The following is a 16,595-nucleotide window of genomic DNA, read 5'->3' as shown; positions in this document are numbered from 1 at the left end:
CCCGTCTCTTGCTGAGCGGGAAAGTCACTAGATGGCAGAACGATCCCCCCTCTTTCTGGGCCTCGCCCGTCCGCCCAAGTATCTGGGCCTCCCCGTCGGATACCTCGTGGTGCTGGCGACAGGGGTCGTTCTGCCGTTCATCTGGACGAAGTCGATGGTCTTCTTCCTGATCGGCCTCGTTGCTTATCCGATCCTCTGGTTCGTCGCTGACCGCGAGCCGCATTTCTTCGAGGTGCTGCGCGTCTCCTATGGCTCGGTGCGCCCGACGAAGAACCGCGCCCTGCACGGAGGGGACAGCTTTGGCGCTTGATGCAGGCACCCTTTCCACTCACGGAACCGCCCTGCTTCAGGCCGGCGGCGGGGAATTCGCGCGGGAAAGCTATCTCGCGGCGCATCTGCCGTATTTCGCCCTCGCGGACGACGATGTGATGGTCCTCCGCGAGGGCGACCTCTTGGCGACCCTGCGCCTTGATGGTCTGAACCCGATGACCACTGAGGACGCCCGGCTCGACGCGCTCAAACGCGCGGTCGCGGCCATCGTCGCCCAGACCGGAAACGCCTTCGGTTTCTACATCCACCGGATCTCCGTGCCGCAGGATCTCGGAATGCGCCCCATCGAGGAAGACAGCTTCGCCGCCGCGATCGACGCGCGCTGGCAGACCCATGTCAAAGACCTGCGCCCAGCCAAGCGCCAACTCTATCTCAGCGTCATCCGGCGCCCCGATATCTCCGCCCGCATTCCGCTCCTGCGCGCGCTGGCCCGAAAGGCTTGGGTCAAGGACCGCGCGACGCGCCTGCAAGAGCTGAACGAGGTCATGGGCTTTTTCGAGGTGGCTCTGTCTTCGGCCAACCCTGTGCGCCTGACCCGCACGGGTGGTGAATGGCTGGGCTATCTAAACACGCTGAACGCGGGCAGCTTCTCCCCCATAGCCTTCGGACAAAGCGCTCTGCCTCTTTCACATACATTGAGCAATTGCCGCGCGACCTTCGACGGCGACGTCGTCACCCTGACCGACGCCGTGACTGGGCGGGTCAAATACGGCGCGCTCTTTTCGATGAAGACCTACCCGGCATTGACCGATGTGACGCTGCTCGACGCGCTCGACCTGCCGCTCGACATCGTGCTCACGAACTCCTTCAGCCCGATCCCGAACAACATCATGGCCGAACGTATCCAGCGCATCATCCGCCAGATGCAGGCCTCCGACGATGCGGCCGTCTCCCTGCGCGAACAATTGGGCCAGGCTGCCGACGACCAGGAGGCAGGACGCATCGCCTTCGGGGACCATCACCTCTCCATCGCGGTCTACGCGCCGGACCGCGACACGCTCGAACGGGCCGCCGCCCAGATCAAGCGCGTGGGTCAGGAGATCATGTCCGTCATCGTGCGCGAGAACATGGCGCTGAAAGCCACCTACTTCGCGCAATCGCCCGGCAATTTCGGCTACCGGGCGCGGAAGACGCCGATCTCCTCGATCAACTTCGCCGACTTCGCAGCGCTTCATGGCAGCGTCGAGGGGCGTGGTCCTGACCAGTCGCCATGGGGTCAGACCATCTCGGTCCTGCCCACGGTCGGCACCTCGGGATATCGGTTCAATTTCCACGAGGCGGGTGGCCCCGGCAAGGAACCGACCGTCGGCCATACCCTCGTCTTGGGCCGCACCGGCACCGGCAAGACACTGACCACTGCCTTCCTCACGGCGCAGGCGCAGCGGGTCGGCGCGCGGCTTTTCTTCTTCGACAAGGATCGCGGCCTCGAGATGGCCGTGCGCGCCCTTGGTGGCCGCTACAACGAAATCCGCGCCGGGGTGCCCTCGGGCTTGAACCCCCTCGATACCGAAATCGACGAACGTGGCCGCGCCTGGCTCTCGGATTGGCTGGCGACGCTTCTCACACGCAATGGAACCCTCACGGGCGAGCAGTCACGACACATCCAGAGCGCGGTCTCGCAAAATGCCCATGCCGAGGGCTCACTCCGGCGCTTCGCGAGTTTCGAGACCTTGTTTCAGTCGCTCGATGACGATGGCGAGCTGCAGTCCCGCGTCGCCGAATGGGCCCCGGGCGGGCGCTATGGCTGGGTCTTCGATGAGCCGGAACAGGGTGCCGGGCTTGAACTGGCCTCCGACATCATCGGCTTCGACATGACCGAAATCCTCGACATGACCACCGAGCGCATGGCGGTTCTGTCTTATATCTTCCGCCAGATCGAACGCGTGGTCGAGGACCGCCGTCCCACCATCATCGTGCTCGACGAAGCCTGGAAGCTCTTGGACGATCCCTACTTCGGGGCGCGGCTGGAAAACTGGCTGGTGACGCTTCGGAAGATGAACTGCGTCGTAATCATGATGACGCAATATCCGAGCCAGCTGCGGGAGTCCCGCGTCGGCAAGACCATCGTCGAAACAGTCCCGACACAGATCCTCTTCCCGAACGACCGCGCTACGGTCTCCGACTACGATTTCCTCCGCGTGAACGCCAAGGAGGCCGCCCTCCTCGTGCAACCCACCATCGGCCAGCGCATCGCGCTTGTGCGCTCGGCGGGGGACAGCGTCTTCATCGATGCCGATCTCTCCGCGCTTGGGCACCTCCTCCCCATCCTTGGCGGCGGGGCCACCGGCGAGGCGCGTGTGCCCGCCGATTGGCGCGCCAATCCTGATTTCTGGAGACATATGATATGAGCCTAAAACCTCTCCTCGCGCTTTGCGCCGCCGCGAGTCTTCTCTCGGCTTGCGAAAAGTACACCGAGAAAACCTCGCCCTGCTTCGGACGCAATGGCGAGCCGCAGGTGACCCGGTCCGCACTTTCCTTCTCGACCATGGGCGCACCGGCTCACGCGACGGCCAAACCCGACTGCACTTTCGAACCCCTGCCCCGTCCGGAATGAGCCGTGTCGCGATCATAACCGCGGGGCTCTGCCTCAGTCTTGGCGCTTTGCCCGCGCATGCCCAGGGCGTGCCGACGCAGGATAATTCCGCGATCGGTCGCGCCATCGCGCGGGTGACGGCACTGGCCGAGGATCTGGGCGTCCAGCAGGACAAGGATCGGACGGAGTCTACTTTGGCCGATGTCCAAGCCGACCAGCTGCGCGTGCTCGAGGAAATGACGGCGGCCATCACCGGCCCCGGCTTCGATATCCGCGCGCTCGAGGGCAATGCGGATTTCGGGGTGGCGGCGGTCTACCCGAACACCGATCCGAGCCCGATGAACAGCCGCCTTTTCGGCGAAGGCCGCGAGACGGTCGAGATGATGATCGTCGAGGTCGCGGGCGAGTTCGCAAGCGCACCGGGTGTGGCCCGCGCCGGCCTCTCCGCCACCCAGTGGCGCTGCCTCTTCCAGGCCCTGATTAAACAGGAGAGCCGCTTTAACGTCGCCGCTGAAAGCCCGGTCGGGGCCTTTGGCTTGACCCAGCTCATGCCCGGCACCGCCTCCGATCTTGGAGTCGACCGCTATGACGTGAAAGACAACCTCCGCGGCGGCGCGCGTTACATCACCACGCAGCTCAACCGCTTCGGCAACATCCCCCATGCACTTGCGGCCTATAACGCAGGCCCCGGTCGGGTCATTGAATATGGTGGCGTGCCGCCCTTTGCCGAGACCCAAGGCTATGTGCGCAACATCTCGAAATTCTACAACGAATACCTGGCTGTCGTGGGCGGCGCCGACGCGCTCGGCACGCTCTCGCCCTCGGATTTTGCGCTCGCCGAATATGCCAGCATCTCCGAGGCGGGCGTCTATTACGCCGCCGACAGTTCGGCAACGACCGAGCAAGTGATCAACCGCCTCCGCGCGATCATCCTGCAGATCGATGCGCAACCCAATGCCAAGGCGGCCTGGGAGCTCAACACCTATGCCAAGGCCGAGATCGGCCGCATCGTCAATCTCCGCGTCCGGCTGATGGCCGCCAACCAGCAGCGTGAGGCGGCCTATGCGCAGCACCTCGTCGCCGACCGGCTGGCCGAGCGCGACTTCATGCAGATAGGAGTTCCCGAATGAGACAGCTTCTCCTGACCGTAGCTGCGGTCACCGCACTCGGGTTTGCCTCGCCCGCTGCTGCCCAAGGCGTGCCGACCTTTGATGGCTCCGCACTTCAGCAGTTCGTGGCCCAGCTCGAGCACATGGCCGAGGACCTGAACGTCCAGATGCAGCAGCTCGCCACCATGCGGCTGGAGTTGGAAACCCAACTGTCGCAGTTGACGAACCTCGAGGCGCAACTGACCTCACTCATCGAGGGCAGCGGGCTGGGTGAGCTTTTCGCCACCGTCGAAGAGTTCCGCGCGCTCCGCGGCAAACTGGTGGGACCTCTTAACACCGCGCAATCCTTGGCCAGCGGCGATTTCCTGAGCGGGTTCAATCCGGGCGCGGAATTGTCAGCCTCGGTCGAACGGGTACTCTCGGGCAGCGGCTTCACCTCGGAACGACTGAGCACGCTTTCGAGCTCCGATCAGCCTGCCGACAACCGCATCGCCGCTTCTGCCGGGGCCAGCGCCATGCTCTCCGTCGCCGCTCAGGAAAGCCATGAAGAGGCAGGCCAAAGCCTCGAACGGCTCGAGACCATGGTCGGGCTCATCGACGATCAGGACGGGCTGAAAGCCGCCGTCGATCTCAACACCCGCGTCACCGCCGAGCTCGGCATCATTCTGACCCAGATCTGGCGGCTGGAAGCGGCCCAGGGCGTCAGTGCCGGCCAGCTTAGCGTCGTCGATGCAGCGACCCTCGCGGATGAGCGCAAATTCCGCTCGATGGCGGTGGATCCATGAGGATGTCCATCACCCACAGCTTGGCACCAATTCGGGCGCTTGGTCTCGCCGTGCTTGTCGTGGCCGCCCTGCCCATTGCTGCGTTGGCCCAAACCCCGACCACGCAGCCCTCCGGTGACACACCCTTCAGCTCGATGGCCATCGCGCGGGACGAAGCCGACGCATGCCGTGTTCCGAAGCCGCCCGCCTATCTGGCCGAAACGGCTTACCTTCGCAACGGCTACCGCACGATCCTGCGCATCCTGATTGCCGAGGAAGCCCTCGCCTCGGAGAGCTGCACCTGCCTGCTGGATCAGTTCACCTGGAATCAGGCGCTCACCGCCCTGCCCCGGTTCCAGACCTCGGACAACCCACGCCTGCCGTTCAAGGTGCTCGATCTCTACGCCAAGGCGGACGCGCTCGAGGCGCAAGTTGTGGAGGCCTGTGCGGAGTAGATGGGCGTTATTCGCGACATCCTCGGCCAGGTCGACGCCGCGGTGAACACCGTGGCGCAGGACGGCTTTGTCTCCTCGGCGGCCTCGGTCGGTAATGTCATCTCGGCGGGCGCGACGCTCCTTGTCATCCTCCTCGGCATCAACGCCGTGATGCAACTCCGCCCCCTGCCCTTCGGCACCGGCTTTGCCTTCGGGATGAAGGTGGCACTGGTGGGGATATTCGCGCAGAGTTGGGACAATTTCAGCGTCATCTATGACATCGTCACGCGCGTGCCCGACTCCGTCGGAGCCTCGATCCTCGCGCTCACCGGCTCGGGCGACGAGGCCGGGGTCTATGAGAGCCTCGACAACATGGTCGCTCGCATCACCGCCTATGGCGACACGATCGGCGATCGCGCGGGCTGGGTCTTCGGCGCGGTTCTGGGTGCCATCTTCTTCGTCCTTTCCGCCGTTTTCGCCGCCGTCACCGCCGGGATAATCGCCTTCGCCCGCATCGTCTTCGCGCTGATGATCGTGATCGCCCCCTTCATGATCGTGACCTCGCTCTTCAAGCCGACCCAGTCGCTTTTCGAGGCCTGGACCCGCGCCACCATCGGCTATGCGCTCATGCCGGTCGCCGCCGCCGGGGCCGCAGGCATCATCGTCGCCATCGCCGAAACAATCGGGGACGCCTCCGCCGATCCCGGCGATGTCGAGACCGTCAGCCTCATCCTGCCCTTCCTCGTGATCCTGATCCTCAGCGCCGGGATCATGGCCTCGGTGCCCTACATCGCCTCCAACCTTACCGGCGTGGTGGGCATTGCCTCGAATGCCGTGGGTCTGACCGGCCTCGCACGTCAGGGCTTCGTGAACACGCGCGAGTACGGCACGGGTGCCGCCTCGCGTCTCGTCACCGGCAAGTCTCCGCACGAGCTGAACCAGATGGCCAATGCGGGCGTGGTGAAGACCGGCGAGATGATCCGCCAAAGCCCCGGCGCGCTTCTCTCCGCCGCCAAGGCCTTCCGCAAACCCTGATGTGAAAGACGACTACTTTGAAGAAGACTGTAACCAGTTCCCCTGCGCCCGACCGCGACGCTTTCGAGGTGGATTTCATCTACGGGCCAAGACGGCGCGAGCGCTTTGCCTGGTTCGTCGCGGCGGCTGGCGTGCTGGTGGGTGTCGCCGGCATGGTCGCGGGCGCGAGCCTCTTTCCGCTCAAAACGACCGAGACCTTCGTGGTCGTGGTCGACAAGGAAACCGGCGAGATGGATCGGGTCGCCGCCGTCCAGGCGCTGACGCTGTCCGAAAGTGACGCCATCATCCAGGCCAATCTCGTGGCTTATGTCGATGACCGCGAAACCTATGACCTGACCGATGGCGAGCAACGCATCAACTCGGTCCTCGACCGCTCGGACGGCGATGCCGCCCGCACGCTGCGCGATCTCTGGTCCTCCACCAACGAAGACTACCCGATCACCGTCTATGGCCGTGACGCAAAGATCGAGGTGGTCATCAAATCGGTGAACCAGATCGAGCGCGGCGTGGCCCAGGTCCGCTTCACCCGCACGCTGCGCCGCCCCCGCGACACCCGCACAGTGACCCGGTCCTATGTCGCCACAGTCGGTTATGACTTCCAACCCGAAACCCGCCAGCGCCTTCAGGACGTTTGGGCCAACCCCTTGGGCTTCGTGGTGACCTCCTACCGCGTCGACGCCGAGACCCTGGAGAACTGATCCCTCATGAAATCCCTGCCCGCGCTCCTCACCTTGCTTTTTATAGCGCTTGTCCTTCCTGTTGCCGCCTTTGCCGAGGCCACGCCGCAAGGCGGCCCGCTCGACATCCGCATCCGCACCGCCGTCTATAATGAAAACCAGGTCTACAGGATCGAGACGGACTTGCGGCATTCGACGACGATCCATTTCGGGGCGGGGGAGCGCTTCGAGGCCGTGATCGTCGGCGACACCGAAAGCTTCCAGGTCGACCCGATCCCCGAGCTTGGCAATGTGCTGACCATCAAACCGCATGTGGCCAATGCCTCGACCAACATGACCGTGATCACCAACCGCCGCACCTATTCCTTCCACCTGCGCGAGGGCTCGATCCCGAACCGCACCGGCATGTTCTTCGAGGTCCGCTTCCGCTACCCCGACGAGGAACGCCGTGCGACGGCGGCCTCCCAACCGAAGGGGTTCGAGGCACCGCGGAACTACAACTACCGCGTCTCAGGCGAGGGGGATTTCCGCCCCAGCCATATCTATGACGACGGGCGCTATACGTATTTCGTCTTCCCGGAGAACGGTCGCCAGCCTGCTCTCTTCAAGGCCGATGACCAGGGTCGCGAGCGCACGGTCAACTGGACCCAACAAGGCAACACGGTCCGGGTGCTCGGGGTCAACACCTATTGGACGCTGCGCATCGGCGACGAGGCGATCTGCGCCTGGCGCGACGAGAGCGCGATCTACGTGAGCAACTGACCATGGCCGATCAAACCCCTCCCGATCTGCAAGACCGCCTTGATCAGTTCAGCCAGCGCAACAATCCTAAGCGCCGCGGCAACAGCCTCGGGGTCGGTGCACTCGCCGCCTCCCTCGCCCTTGGCGGCGCCGGGGTCGCGTATTTCCTGGCCACTGGTCTGCAGGAAGGTGACAGCGCGCTTGAGACCTCCGATGTCGAGACCTTCCAGGACCGCCGCCCCGGCACCGGCGGGCGGCTGGAGTTTCCTCCAAACGAGACCGAGCAAAGGGTCAACGACGCGCTGATCGCCGTCGAGGAAGCGCTGGACGTGCCCGCCGCCCCTGCCCCGGAGCCAAGCGCCGAGGTACTGGCCGAGATCGCCAAGCTGCGCGAGGCCCTCGCCGCCAGTCAGGCTGCCCGCAACTTGGAAATCCAGTCCGCCGTTGCCGACTTGCGAGAGGCATTCGACGAACAGAAGGCGGCGCTTGAAGCAACGCTCGCCGCCAAGGAAACCGAGCTTGCCAACCTGCAGCGCCAGACCGAGGCCCGCATCGAAGGGCTGCAAGCCATGCTCGATGCCGAACGGGCGCAGCGCGAAGGCCTCGAGGCCGAGCTCGATCGCGAAGGGTTGATCGCCGATCAGCGCCTGCGCGAAGAACGCCGGCGTCAGGAAGAGGAGCAGCGTCAGCGTGAGGCCGAGCGGGTTGCCGAGGAGCTTCTGACCGCGCAGATCAAATCGCCAGCGGTGGTCTTTGCCGACGGTCCGCGCGGCGGCGCGAGTGGCGCGGCGGTGGCCGATCCTGCTGCTGTTGGCACCGGGGGGCCGGTCCTGTCAGGAAATGAGGCCTTCCTGCAAAGCGCGCGACCGCTCGAAGTGCAGGAGGCCGCCCGCCTCACCCATCCCGAGCGCACGCTGACGCAAGGCTCGGTCATCCAGGCCGCGCTCCAGACCGCTATCAACAGCGACCTGCCGGGCTCCGTTGTCGCGGTCGTCTCCGAGCCGGTTCCGGCGTTTTCCGGGGACCGGATCCTGATCCCCCGGGGTTCCCGCCTTTTTGGCCAATACCGCTCCGGCATCGAGATGCACCAGAAGCGCATCCTGATCCTCTGGACCCGCGTCCTCACCCCGGACGGCACCTCGATGGAAATCGCCGCCGTGGGCGGAGACCAGCTCGGCCGCTCGGGCCTCACAGGTCTTGTCGACACCAAGTTCGCCGAGCGCTTCGGCGGCGCGGCGCTGATTTCCGTGATCGGGGCGGCGCCTGCCGTGGCGGCGGAGAGTGCCAATAACGAAACCACGAGCATCGTCTTGGGCGATGTCGGCAGCGATCTGCAGGACGCGGTTGGATCGGTCATCGCCGATCAGGTCTCGATCGCGCCGACCATCTATGTCGATCAGGGCGCCTCGGTCACCGTGCTCGTGGACCGGGATGTGGTGATTTACTGATGGAGCAGGCGTCACCAGCGTCCTACCTCGAGCGCTATCTCGATCCGTTCCGCGACCTGCTGAAGCGCGACGACGTGGTCGAGATCGCGATCAACCCGGACGGAAAGGTTTGGCTCGAGGTCGCGGGCGATGCCACCATGCGCCATGAGGGCCAAACTGTGGACCGAACGACCGCGCTCAACATGGCCCAGACCATCGTCGGCGACGCCAAGGCCCGCGTCTCTGAAAAGAACCCGCTCGTCTCCGGCAAGGTAGAATATGCAGGCCGTCCGCTTCGGGTCCAGGTCGCCGTACCGCCCGCCATCGATCGCGGGGCCTCGATCACCATCCGCCTCTTCGCCTCCGGCAGCGTACGGGATTACACCCCGGCTTATCTCTTCGGCAAGGCCGTCTCGCTTGACTCGCTCCGCGCCGAGAAGATGAAGAACATCGCCAATCTGGCAGAAGAGAATCTCGAGGCCGCGCTGCAGACCCTGGTCGAGGCCCGGCTCAACGTTCTGATCAGCGGCGGCACCTCGACCGGCAAGACCACTTTTGCCCGGCACCTCCTGACCCATGTGGGCGAGCACGAACGGCTGATCACCATCGAAGACGCTTTTGAGCTTTTCCTCGGCCAGCCGAATACCGTCGCTCTCCTGGCCGACCGAGGTGCCGGGTCGCAACGCAGCGCCAACGCACTATTGCAGGCATCGCTCCGCATGCGCCCCGACCGGATCATCGTTGGCGAGCTGCGCGGCGCCGAAGCCCTGACCTATCTCGAAGCGATCAACACTGGCCATGGCGGGTCGGTCTCCACGATCCACGCTGAAACCGCGGAACTCGCCATCGACCGGTTGGCGATCATGGTTCTGCAAGCCGGAACACCGCTGACATTCGCCGAGGTGCGGGAGTACATCCGGAAATCCATCGACGTGATCGTCCAGCTCGGGCGGGTCGAAGGGAAGCGGGGGATTACGGAGTTTTATCTGTAGGGTTGACGGCGACGCTCGACAGGAAGGGCGGAGAGCGGACGTTCGCTGCACCTTGAGCCGATGCCCGCTATGCGGACTTTCCACACTTTCGCTGCAGCTGCGCCGAGGTCTGCTTTCGAGAAACTTGGCCGGTCACAAACGGTGGTTTTCGTCGGTGAAAGAAACGTTGGATTTTGGCCACCTGACGCCGAAACACCAAGCCCATCTTTGTGCCGATCTGAGGCTCTGTTGATGGCGTGGATGCCCCCTCCTGACGGCATCGCAGTGCCAATGTGATGATTGTTGAAGCCATCACAGAAGGAGAGGACATCCACGCCATCAACAGAGCCCACGGAGAGCGTTGCCGTATCGGTCAAAACCCTACGTTTGTGTCACTGGCGGAATCGACGGTTTTTGGCCGCGTGTTTTCTGTAAGCAGACCCTGGCGCTCACGCGGCGAAAGCTCACTTTGTCCCGCGATCTGTGAGTTCGTTTGCGCTGAGATTTTGCAATCGCAGCGAATGGCTGGTTCGACGGGCCGCACCGCGGCATCCTGATCTGCTGGCGAACGGCAGCAGTGGGCCGCCCGCGAAGACGGCCCAAGTTGTTAGATTTCAATGGCCTCTGCAATTGCAAGGGCATCTTCCAGTTCGACGCCGAGATACCGGACGGTGCTGTCCATTTTTGTGTGCCCAAGTAGGAGCTGGACCGCCCTCAGGTTGCCGGTCTTCTTGTAGATCTGTGTGACTTTGGTCCTCCGCATCGAATGCGTTCCGTATGCGCTGGCCTCCAGACCGATCGACGTGACCCAATCCCGGACGATCCGGGCGTACTGGCGTGTCGAGATGTGCAGACGTTCATGGAACCGACCCGGCCATAGGTACTCCGAGCCGACCATGAGCTCATCTTCCATCCACTTTTCGACAGAGGCGCGTGTCCCTTCGGATATCTCAAATCGCACAGGTTTCTGAGTCTTGCTTTGCAGGACCGATGCCCGCTCTTTGATCTGACCAGACGCCATGACGTCGACGACTTTCATCTTCACCAAATCACAGCCGCGCAGCTTGCTGTCGATGGCCATATTGAATAGCGCAAGGTCTCGATGGTTCTCGGCCAGTTCAAGTCGAACACGGATCGCCCAGACGTGTTTTGGTTTCAGTGGCCGTTTCTGCCCGACGATGCGCCCCTTGTTCCAAGCCGGGCGTAGCGCACGAATGGCCGGTAAGTTTGGTGTTTCCATGACTGATCCTCCGATCCGCCATTCCCTCCCACAACGACAACCCGACGTTGACGATGCCACCATATCACAGGATGCTGCGTCGCATCCGAGGTCGGCTTGGAGCCCATGTTGCCGGATGTTGCGATCGCATCCAACTGCAGAAGTCCGAACCAAAGCAACCGTTGGTAACTTCGTGGCTCTTAGGTCCGGTTCGCAAAGATAGGACCGAAGAGGCGAGAAAAAACGTCGCTACATATTTCGGCGAGAAAACGGTGCTGTCCCATTTGATCCCAAATAGGCAGGCTAGGACAGCGAACAGGAATTTCGTCTCGAGCCTGTTTTCTGGGCTCTGTATCGGTTCATGCTTTCTGGCGTGCGTTGGAAGGGTCCCAAACCGGGGTGTCAAGCAGTGTAAAGGTCTTACGCTCGCCTAGGATAACCACCTCCAGCCCACCGTCTGCTTCAGGATCGACATAGGCGAAGCCGAGGCTCTTGCCTGTGGCATGACCGTAGCCGCCTGAGGTGCACACACCGACCACCGTGTCCCCTTGCATCACCGGCTCGCCGCCGTAGATGTCGCAATCGGTCACAGCGACCTCGCCATAGACCAGTTTGGTGACGGCACCGTTTTCGCGAACCGCTTCGGTTGCATCACGGCCTTTGAAACTTCCCTTGTCAGGAGCGTAGAACTGGGTGCAATTTGCTTCGATCAGGGTGATCTCGTTGGTCAGTTCCGCGTTCATGCCGTGATAGGCCTTTTCCATGCGCAGGCTGTTCACCGCATGCACGCCGAAATCGGCGATGCCATGGGTCACGCCCGCATCCCAGACGGCGCGGTAAAGCTCGGCCAGTCGCGCCATCGGGGCATGGAGTTCCCAGCCCAGTTCGCCGACGTAGTTCACGCGGAGCGCGCGCAGGGGGACTCCGGCGACCGTGATCTCCTTGCCGGACAGCCAGCGGAAGGCCGGGGTGGAGAGGTCCGCATCGGTCAGCGGTTGCAGCACATCGCGCGCCTTGGGGCCGGCTACGACCAGCATGCCGTAGTCGTCGGTGACATTGGCAACAGTGACATCATCGCCTGCCTCGGACAGGTGATCCAGCGCCTGGAGTTCGGCGCCTGCGCCGGTCAAAACGTAAAACCGGTCATCTGCCAATCGCGTTATGGTCCATTCGCCGATGATCCGGCCGTTTTCGGACAGAACATGGGTCAGGTTGATGCCGCCCTGTTTCCGGGGTAGCCGGTTGGCGGTAAGCCGGTCGAGAAGCGCCTCGGCCCCCGGGCCAGTCACGTCAAACTTTGCAAAGCTGGACAGATCGCAGATGCCGACGCGTTCGCGCACCGCCCGGCACTCTTCGGCCACGATGGCGAAGGTATTGTTGCGGCGGAATTGCAGGTCTTCGACGAACCCTTCGGGCGCGAAATACTTTGGCCGCTCCCAGCCGAAGGCCGTTGTATAGACCGCCCCCTTGGCCTTGAGATGTTCAAAAAGCGGCGTGGTGCGCGCCTCGCGCCCCGCTGCCGCCTCGCGCCCCGGCAGGGGGGTCACGAACATCTCGTGATAGTCCTCGAAGCTTTTGGCGCGGGTGTAGTCCTGAGTTGCGAACCCGCCGAAACGGCGTGGATCGCAACAGGCCATGTTGATCTCGGAATCGCCATGCACCATCCATTGCGCCAGGTATTTGCCAACACCTGCACCTTGCGCGATGCCGATGGACGAGCCGCAGCACTGCCAGAAATTGCGCAACCCCGGTGCGGGACCGGCCAGCGGGTTGCCGTCGGGCGTGTGCGGGATGGCGCCATTGATGATGCGCTTGATCCCGGCATTGGCGAAAATCGGCATGCGCTCGAAAGCCTGTTCCAGCCACGGCGCAATCCGGTCGAGGTCGCCGTCGAACAGTTCGTTCTCGCTCTCCCACTCCGGGTATCCGCCGCGATGGTCCCAGGCTTCCTTGGCACCGAAATGCTCATAGATGCCAACCAGGCCGGATTTCTGTTCCTGCCGGTAATACCCGGCGGTGGCAGGGTCGCGCATCACTGGCAATTCGCCATCCCAGGTCTTGAACTCGTCAAGCGCCTCGGTGACGAGGTAATGATGCTCCATATTGGTGATCGGCGTATCCAGCCCGACCCATAGCCCGACCTCGCGCGCATAGCAGCCACCGGCATTGACGACGTGTTCGCAGGTGATGTTGCCCAGCTCGGTCACCACCAGCCATTCGCCTGAAGGTTGCTGTTTGATGTCCGTTACCCGGTTGCGGCGGATGATCGTGGCCCCCATCTGGCGCGCCCCGGCGGCCATCGCGTTGCAGGCACTGGACGGATCCACATGACCGTCCATGTTGGTCCAGGCTCCGGCCAGGATACCCTCGGTCTGCAGCCACGGGTTCAGTTCTTTGATGCGGTCAGGGCCGATCACCTCCATGTGAAAACCGATATTCGGCGCGAACCCGGCCACATAGTTGAACCAATCCACTTCTTCCTGCGTCGTGGCCAGACGGATGCCGCCACAGCCGTGCCATCCCGCGGGCTGGCCGGTGATCTCTTCCAGCCGCGGGTACAGCGTGTTGGAGTAATGGTGGATCTTGGCCATGTTGTAATTGCCGATGAAGCTCGGGCATTGCCCAGCTGCGTGCCAGGTCGACCCCGATGTCAGTTCGCCCTTCTCGATCAGCACCACATCTGTCCAGCCCTCTTCGGCAAGGTGATAGGCCAGCCCAACCCCCATCATGCCGCCGCCAACGATCACCACCTTCGCATGTGTTTGCATCGTTTGTTCCTTTCCCGTTGGGGCTACCAAGTGCCATTTCCGGCAAACATCCGGGTCCTCGGCAAAATTATGTTGAAGTTGTCGCGCAATTTGCGGTCCACATCTTCGGCAATGTGGCTCGGATAATGCTCTCCAAGGATCTTCTGGACCTTGTCGCGTGCCACGTCGCGGGCGTCGCGGGCGCCGGCATCTTCCCACGCGCTGATGCTGCGGCGATCAGCGATCCCGGGATAAAGATAATCCGTTTTCATGCGCGCAAAGGTCTGCGGGTGACCAAGATAATGACCTTCCCCCAGAACAACGTCTCGGATCACATCAAAACTGAGCGTGTCTTCGCTGACTTCGATCCCCTTGACCGTGCGCAGGATGGCGCCGATCAGATCGTTGTCCAGCACATAGCTTTCGAAACTGGTGCCCATCAGGCTGCCCTGCATCCCCGCACATTCGTGGATCATCGAGGCCCCAGCATGGGCGGCGAGCGAAATGGTGTAGCCTTTTTCTCCACCCGCCTGCATATCTGGCAGCTTGCTGTCGGTCATGCCCGCAGGAACCGAATTTGGCAGGTCATAGAAACCGGCCATCTGCGCGCAAGCGGCCGATAGAAGTGCCTGTTCACCCGAGCCTCCGGACATGGCCCCGGTCCGCAGGTCGCTGACAAAGGGCCATGTAGCAAAGATGCCCCGGCAGTTCGGGTCGATGATGTTGCACAGAACCAATCCGGCCAGCACCTCGGCACAGGCCTGCGCCACAGCCCCGGCCAATGCTGCAGGAGCGGTCGCCCCGGCCTGTCCGGCGGCTACGAGAAGGATCGGCATTCCGGCCTCGACCGCCGCTTCCAGCGCATCGCAGCTTTCGGTCGCGAACCTCATCGGCGGAACAACGTGACAACAGACCGCCGTGCAGAACGGACGTTCGCGGAATTTGCCCTCGCCGCCCGCAACGGCATCAAGCATCGGGATCACGGCGCGAACGCTGGCGCTGTCGGTATAGCTGACGGCAATGGACTTCGTGGTGCCCGAAAGGCAGGCGTAGGTGGTGTTGATATCCAGATCGAGGATCGTGTTCGTATCCCGCGCGACGACCGAGCGGTGATACCAATGGATGTTGTCCATCCGGTCCACCAGCCGTGCGATATCGTAAAGATCGGCAACCGTGCTTTCACGGTACTTACCGCTGTGAAAATCCATGATTGTCGGGGCGGCGCCGCCGGTTCCGGTATGAACGCGCCCGGCTGCGATCTCGATGTCATGCGCGGGGTCGATGCCGTGCAAGGTGAACTTTCGCCGCGTGCGGGCGATCACATCCTCGACAAGCGCGCGAGGAAAACGCAAGCGGCCGGCGTCGTCGACATGACAGCCGGCCGCTACAGCGCGGGCCTCGAGACTGGGTGTGACCTGAGACAGTCCCAGATCGGCCAGCAGTTGCAGCACCAGCGCGTGGATGCGCTCCATCTCCGACTGGCTGAGCGGCCGGTATCGTCCACCAAACATGCCAGGACTGATGGGCCGAACCGCAGAAGAGGCCTCGGCCTTGTTGCGACCTCGACGGACTGACCTTCTGGTGTCAATTGCAAGCATGGGCGACCTCGCGACGTTTCACGAGGCCCAGCTAGCTATGGATCAGAGATCCTCGCAAACGATCATTTCGAATGCGTATCATTCCATGATATCATGCGAAAGCTACGACCTATCCGCATTCTTCCAATATCCACTGTATAAAATCTGCAATCATCGGGTGCGCAGCCTTGTCCACGGATGCGCCAACGTAATAGCTAAACCGTGTTTCCAGAGGGAACTGGAACGGGCAGACCAAACGGTTCGTCTCCAGCATTTCGTCGGTGATATAGCTCCACCCCAGGGCGACACCCCGGCCAGCCTCGGCCGCCTGCAGAACCATCGGATAACTGTTGAGCCGGATACCCCGACGCACAGGCTGACCCGTGACCCCCTGCCGCGCCAGCCATACCTGCCAGTTGACATCCCCCCATATATTCCCGCCGCCGTCGAGGTGCAGCAGCGTCTGATCCAGCAGATCGCGCGGGCGCTGCAATTCAGGATGACTGGCCAGATAGCCCGGACTGCAGACCGGGTAGACACGTTCGGCAAAAAGCCGGCGGACCACCACCCCATCCCAATTGCCGTCTCCGTAAAGCACAGCGACATCGGCGTCCTGCCGCGTCAGGTCGACCTTCTGATCCGTTGCAAGCACGCGCAGGTCGATCTCCGGACGCCGTTCGGAAAAACGCTCCAGCCTCGGCATCAGCCAGTAATAGGAAAAGGCAACCGATGCCGCGACCGTGATCTGCGGCATCTCGACCGCAGCACGCAGTTCGCTGACACAACGCCCGATTTCGTCAAGACCTCGTGTGACAGCATCGTATAGCTGCCGCCCTTCGGGGGTCAGTTCTATGGCGCGGTGCTTTCGCGTGAACAGCTTCCACCCAAGCGCCGTTTCCAGAGAAATGATCTGACGGCTTACAGCGCTTTGCGTCAGGCACAACTCGTCCGCGGCGGAGGTAAAGCTCAATCGCCGGGACACCGCCTCGAAGGTGTGAAGTTGGGACAACGCTGGCAACTCGTATTTTCTC

14 protein-coding genes are annotated in these 16,595 nt (G+C 62.9%); 10 read left to right on the top strand and 4 right to left on the bottom strand.

Going from position 1 to position 16,595, the window contains the following annotated elements; translation table 11 throughout:
* Window positions 1-31 precede the first annotated feature (31 nt).
* The 10 genes from BLT75_RS21490 to virB11 all read left to right on the top strand — a co-directional run bounded on the left by BLT75_RS21490 (window position 32) and on the right by virB11 (window position 10,042).
* Window positions 32-310: a VirB3 family type IV secretion system protein gene (locus tag BLT75_RS21490; protein ID WP_038070148.1), complete on the top strand. Its 279-nt coding sequence runs from the start codon at window positions 32-34 to the stop codon at window positions 308-310.
* Window positions 249-2,678: a VirB4 family type IV secretion/conjugal transfer ATPase gene (locus BLT75_RS21485; RefSeq protein WP_245706612.1), complete on the top strand. Its 2,430-nt coding sequence runs from the start codon at window positions 249-251 to the stop codon at window positions 2,676-2,678. The genes BLT75_RS21490 and BLT75_RS21485 overlap by 62 nt, the downstream gene beginning before the upstream one ends.
* Window positions 2,679-2,880: 202 nt before the next feature.
* Window positions 2,881-3,993 (top strand): lytic transglycosylase domain-containing protein, encoded by a 1,113-nt coding sequence (locus BLT75_RS21475; RefSeq protein ID WP_093037042.1) that lies wholly within the window; start codon window positions 2,881-2,883, stop codon window positions 3,991-3,993.
* Window positions 3,990-4,757, top strand: coding sequence for a type IV secretion system protein (locus tag BLT75_RS21470; protein WP_093037039.1), 768 nt, complete (start codon window positions 3,990-3,992; stop codon window positions 4,755-4,757). The genes BLT75_RS21475 and BLT75_RS21470 overlap by 4 nt, the downstream gene beginning before the upstream one ends.
* A complete protein-coding gene (locus BLT75_RS21465; RefSeq protein WP_093037036.1) occupies window positions 4,754-5,191 on the top strand; it encodes a hypothetical protein in 438 nt (145 codons plus the stop codon). Before BLT75_RS21470 ends, BLT75_RS21465 begins: the two co-directional genes overlap by 4 nt.
* Window positions 5,192-6,205, top strand: a complete 1,014-nt coding sequence (locus tag BLT75_RS21460) for a TrbL/VirB6 family protein (protein ID WP_093037033.1) — start codon at window positions 5,192-5,194, stop codon at window positions 6,203-6,205.
* A 17-nt stretch (window positions 6,206-6,222) separates the two neighbouring features.
* On the top strand, window positions 6,223-6,903 hold the full coding sequence (locus BLT75_RS21455; protein WP_093037030.1) for a VirB8 family type IV secretion system protein: 681 nt from the start codon (window positions 6,223-6,225) through the stop codon (window positions 6,901-6,903).
* Window positions 6,904-6,909: 6 nt separating this feature from the next.
* The gene (locus tag BLT75_RS21450; protein WP_093037027.1) at window positions 6,910-7,644 is read left to right on the top strand and encodes a TrbG/VirB9 family P-type conjugative transfer protein; all 735 of its coding nucleotides are present in this window, start codon (window positions 6,910-6,912) and stop codon (window positions 7,642-7,644) included.
* Between the two features lie 2 nt (window positions 7,645-7,646).
* On the top strand, window positions 7,647-9,071 hold the full coding sequence (locus BLT75_RS21445; protein ID WP_093037024.1) for a TraB/TrbI/VirB10 family type IV secretion system protein: 1,425 nt from the start codon (window positions 7,647-7,649) through the stop codon (window positions 9,069-9,071).
* The gene (gene virB11 / locus BLT75_RS21440) at window positions 9,071-10,042 is read left to right on the top strand and encodes a P-type DNA transfer ATPase VirB11 (protein ID WP_093037021.1); all 972 of its coding nucleotides are present in this window, start codon (window positions 9,071-9,073) and stop codon (window positions 10,040-10,042) included. The genes BLT75_RS21445 and virB11 overlap by 1 nt, the downstream gene beginning before the upstream one ends.
* Before the next feature lie 586 nt (window positions 10,043-10,628).
* On the opposite strand, the gene BLT75_RS21435 is transcribed toward virB11, so the two are convergent.
* The 4 genes from BLT75_RS21435 to BLT75_RS21420 form a co-directional block, all read right to left on the bottom strand.
* Complete coding sequence (locus BLT75_RS21435; RefSeq protein WP_093037018.1) at window positions 10,629-11,261, bottom strand: tyrosine-type recombinase/integrase; 633 nt, start codon at window positions 11,259-11,261, stop codon at window positions 10,629-10,631.
* 338 nt (window positions 11,262-11,599) lie between these two features.
* Window positions 11,600-14,008 carry an FAD-dependent oxidoreductase gene (locus BLT75_RS21430; protein ID WP_093037014.1) on the bottom strand — a complete coding sequence of 803 codons (2,409 nt, stop codon included), beginning with the start codon at window positions 14,006-14,008 and terminating at the stop codon, window positions 11,600-11,602.
* A gap of 23 nt (window positions 14,009-14,031) precedes the next feature.
* On the bottom strand, window positions 14,032-15,585 hold the full coding sequence (locus tag BLT75_RS21425) for a trimethylamine methyltransferase family protein (RefSeq protein WP_093037011.1): 1,554 nt from the start codon (window positions 15,583-15,585) through the stop codon (window positions 14,032-14,034).
* Window positions 15,586-15,694: 109 nt separating this feature from the next.
* A complete protein-coding gene (locus BLT75_RS21420) occupies window positions 15,695-16,573 on the bottom strand; it encodes a LysR substrate-binding domain-containing protein (protein WP_143028623.1) in 879 nt (292 codons plus the stop codon).
* Between the last annotated feature and the right edge of the window lie 22 nt (window positions 16,574-16,595).

This window comes from Ruegeria marina, assembly GCF_900101475.1.
GTDB classification, from domain to species: domain Bacteria; phylum Pseudomonadota; class Alphaproteobacteria; order Rhodobacterales; family Rhodobacteraceae; genus Ruegeria_B; species Ruegeria_B marina.
This window is presented reverse-complemented; position numbering and strand designations above follow the sequence as displayed.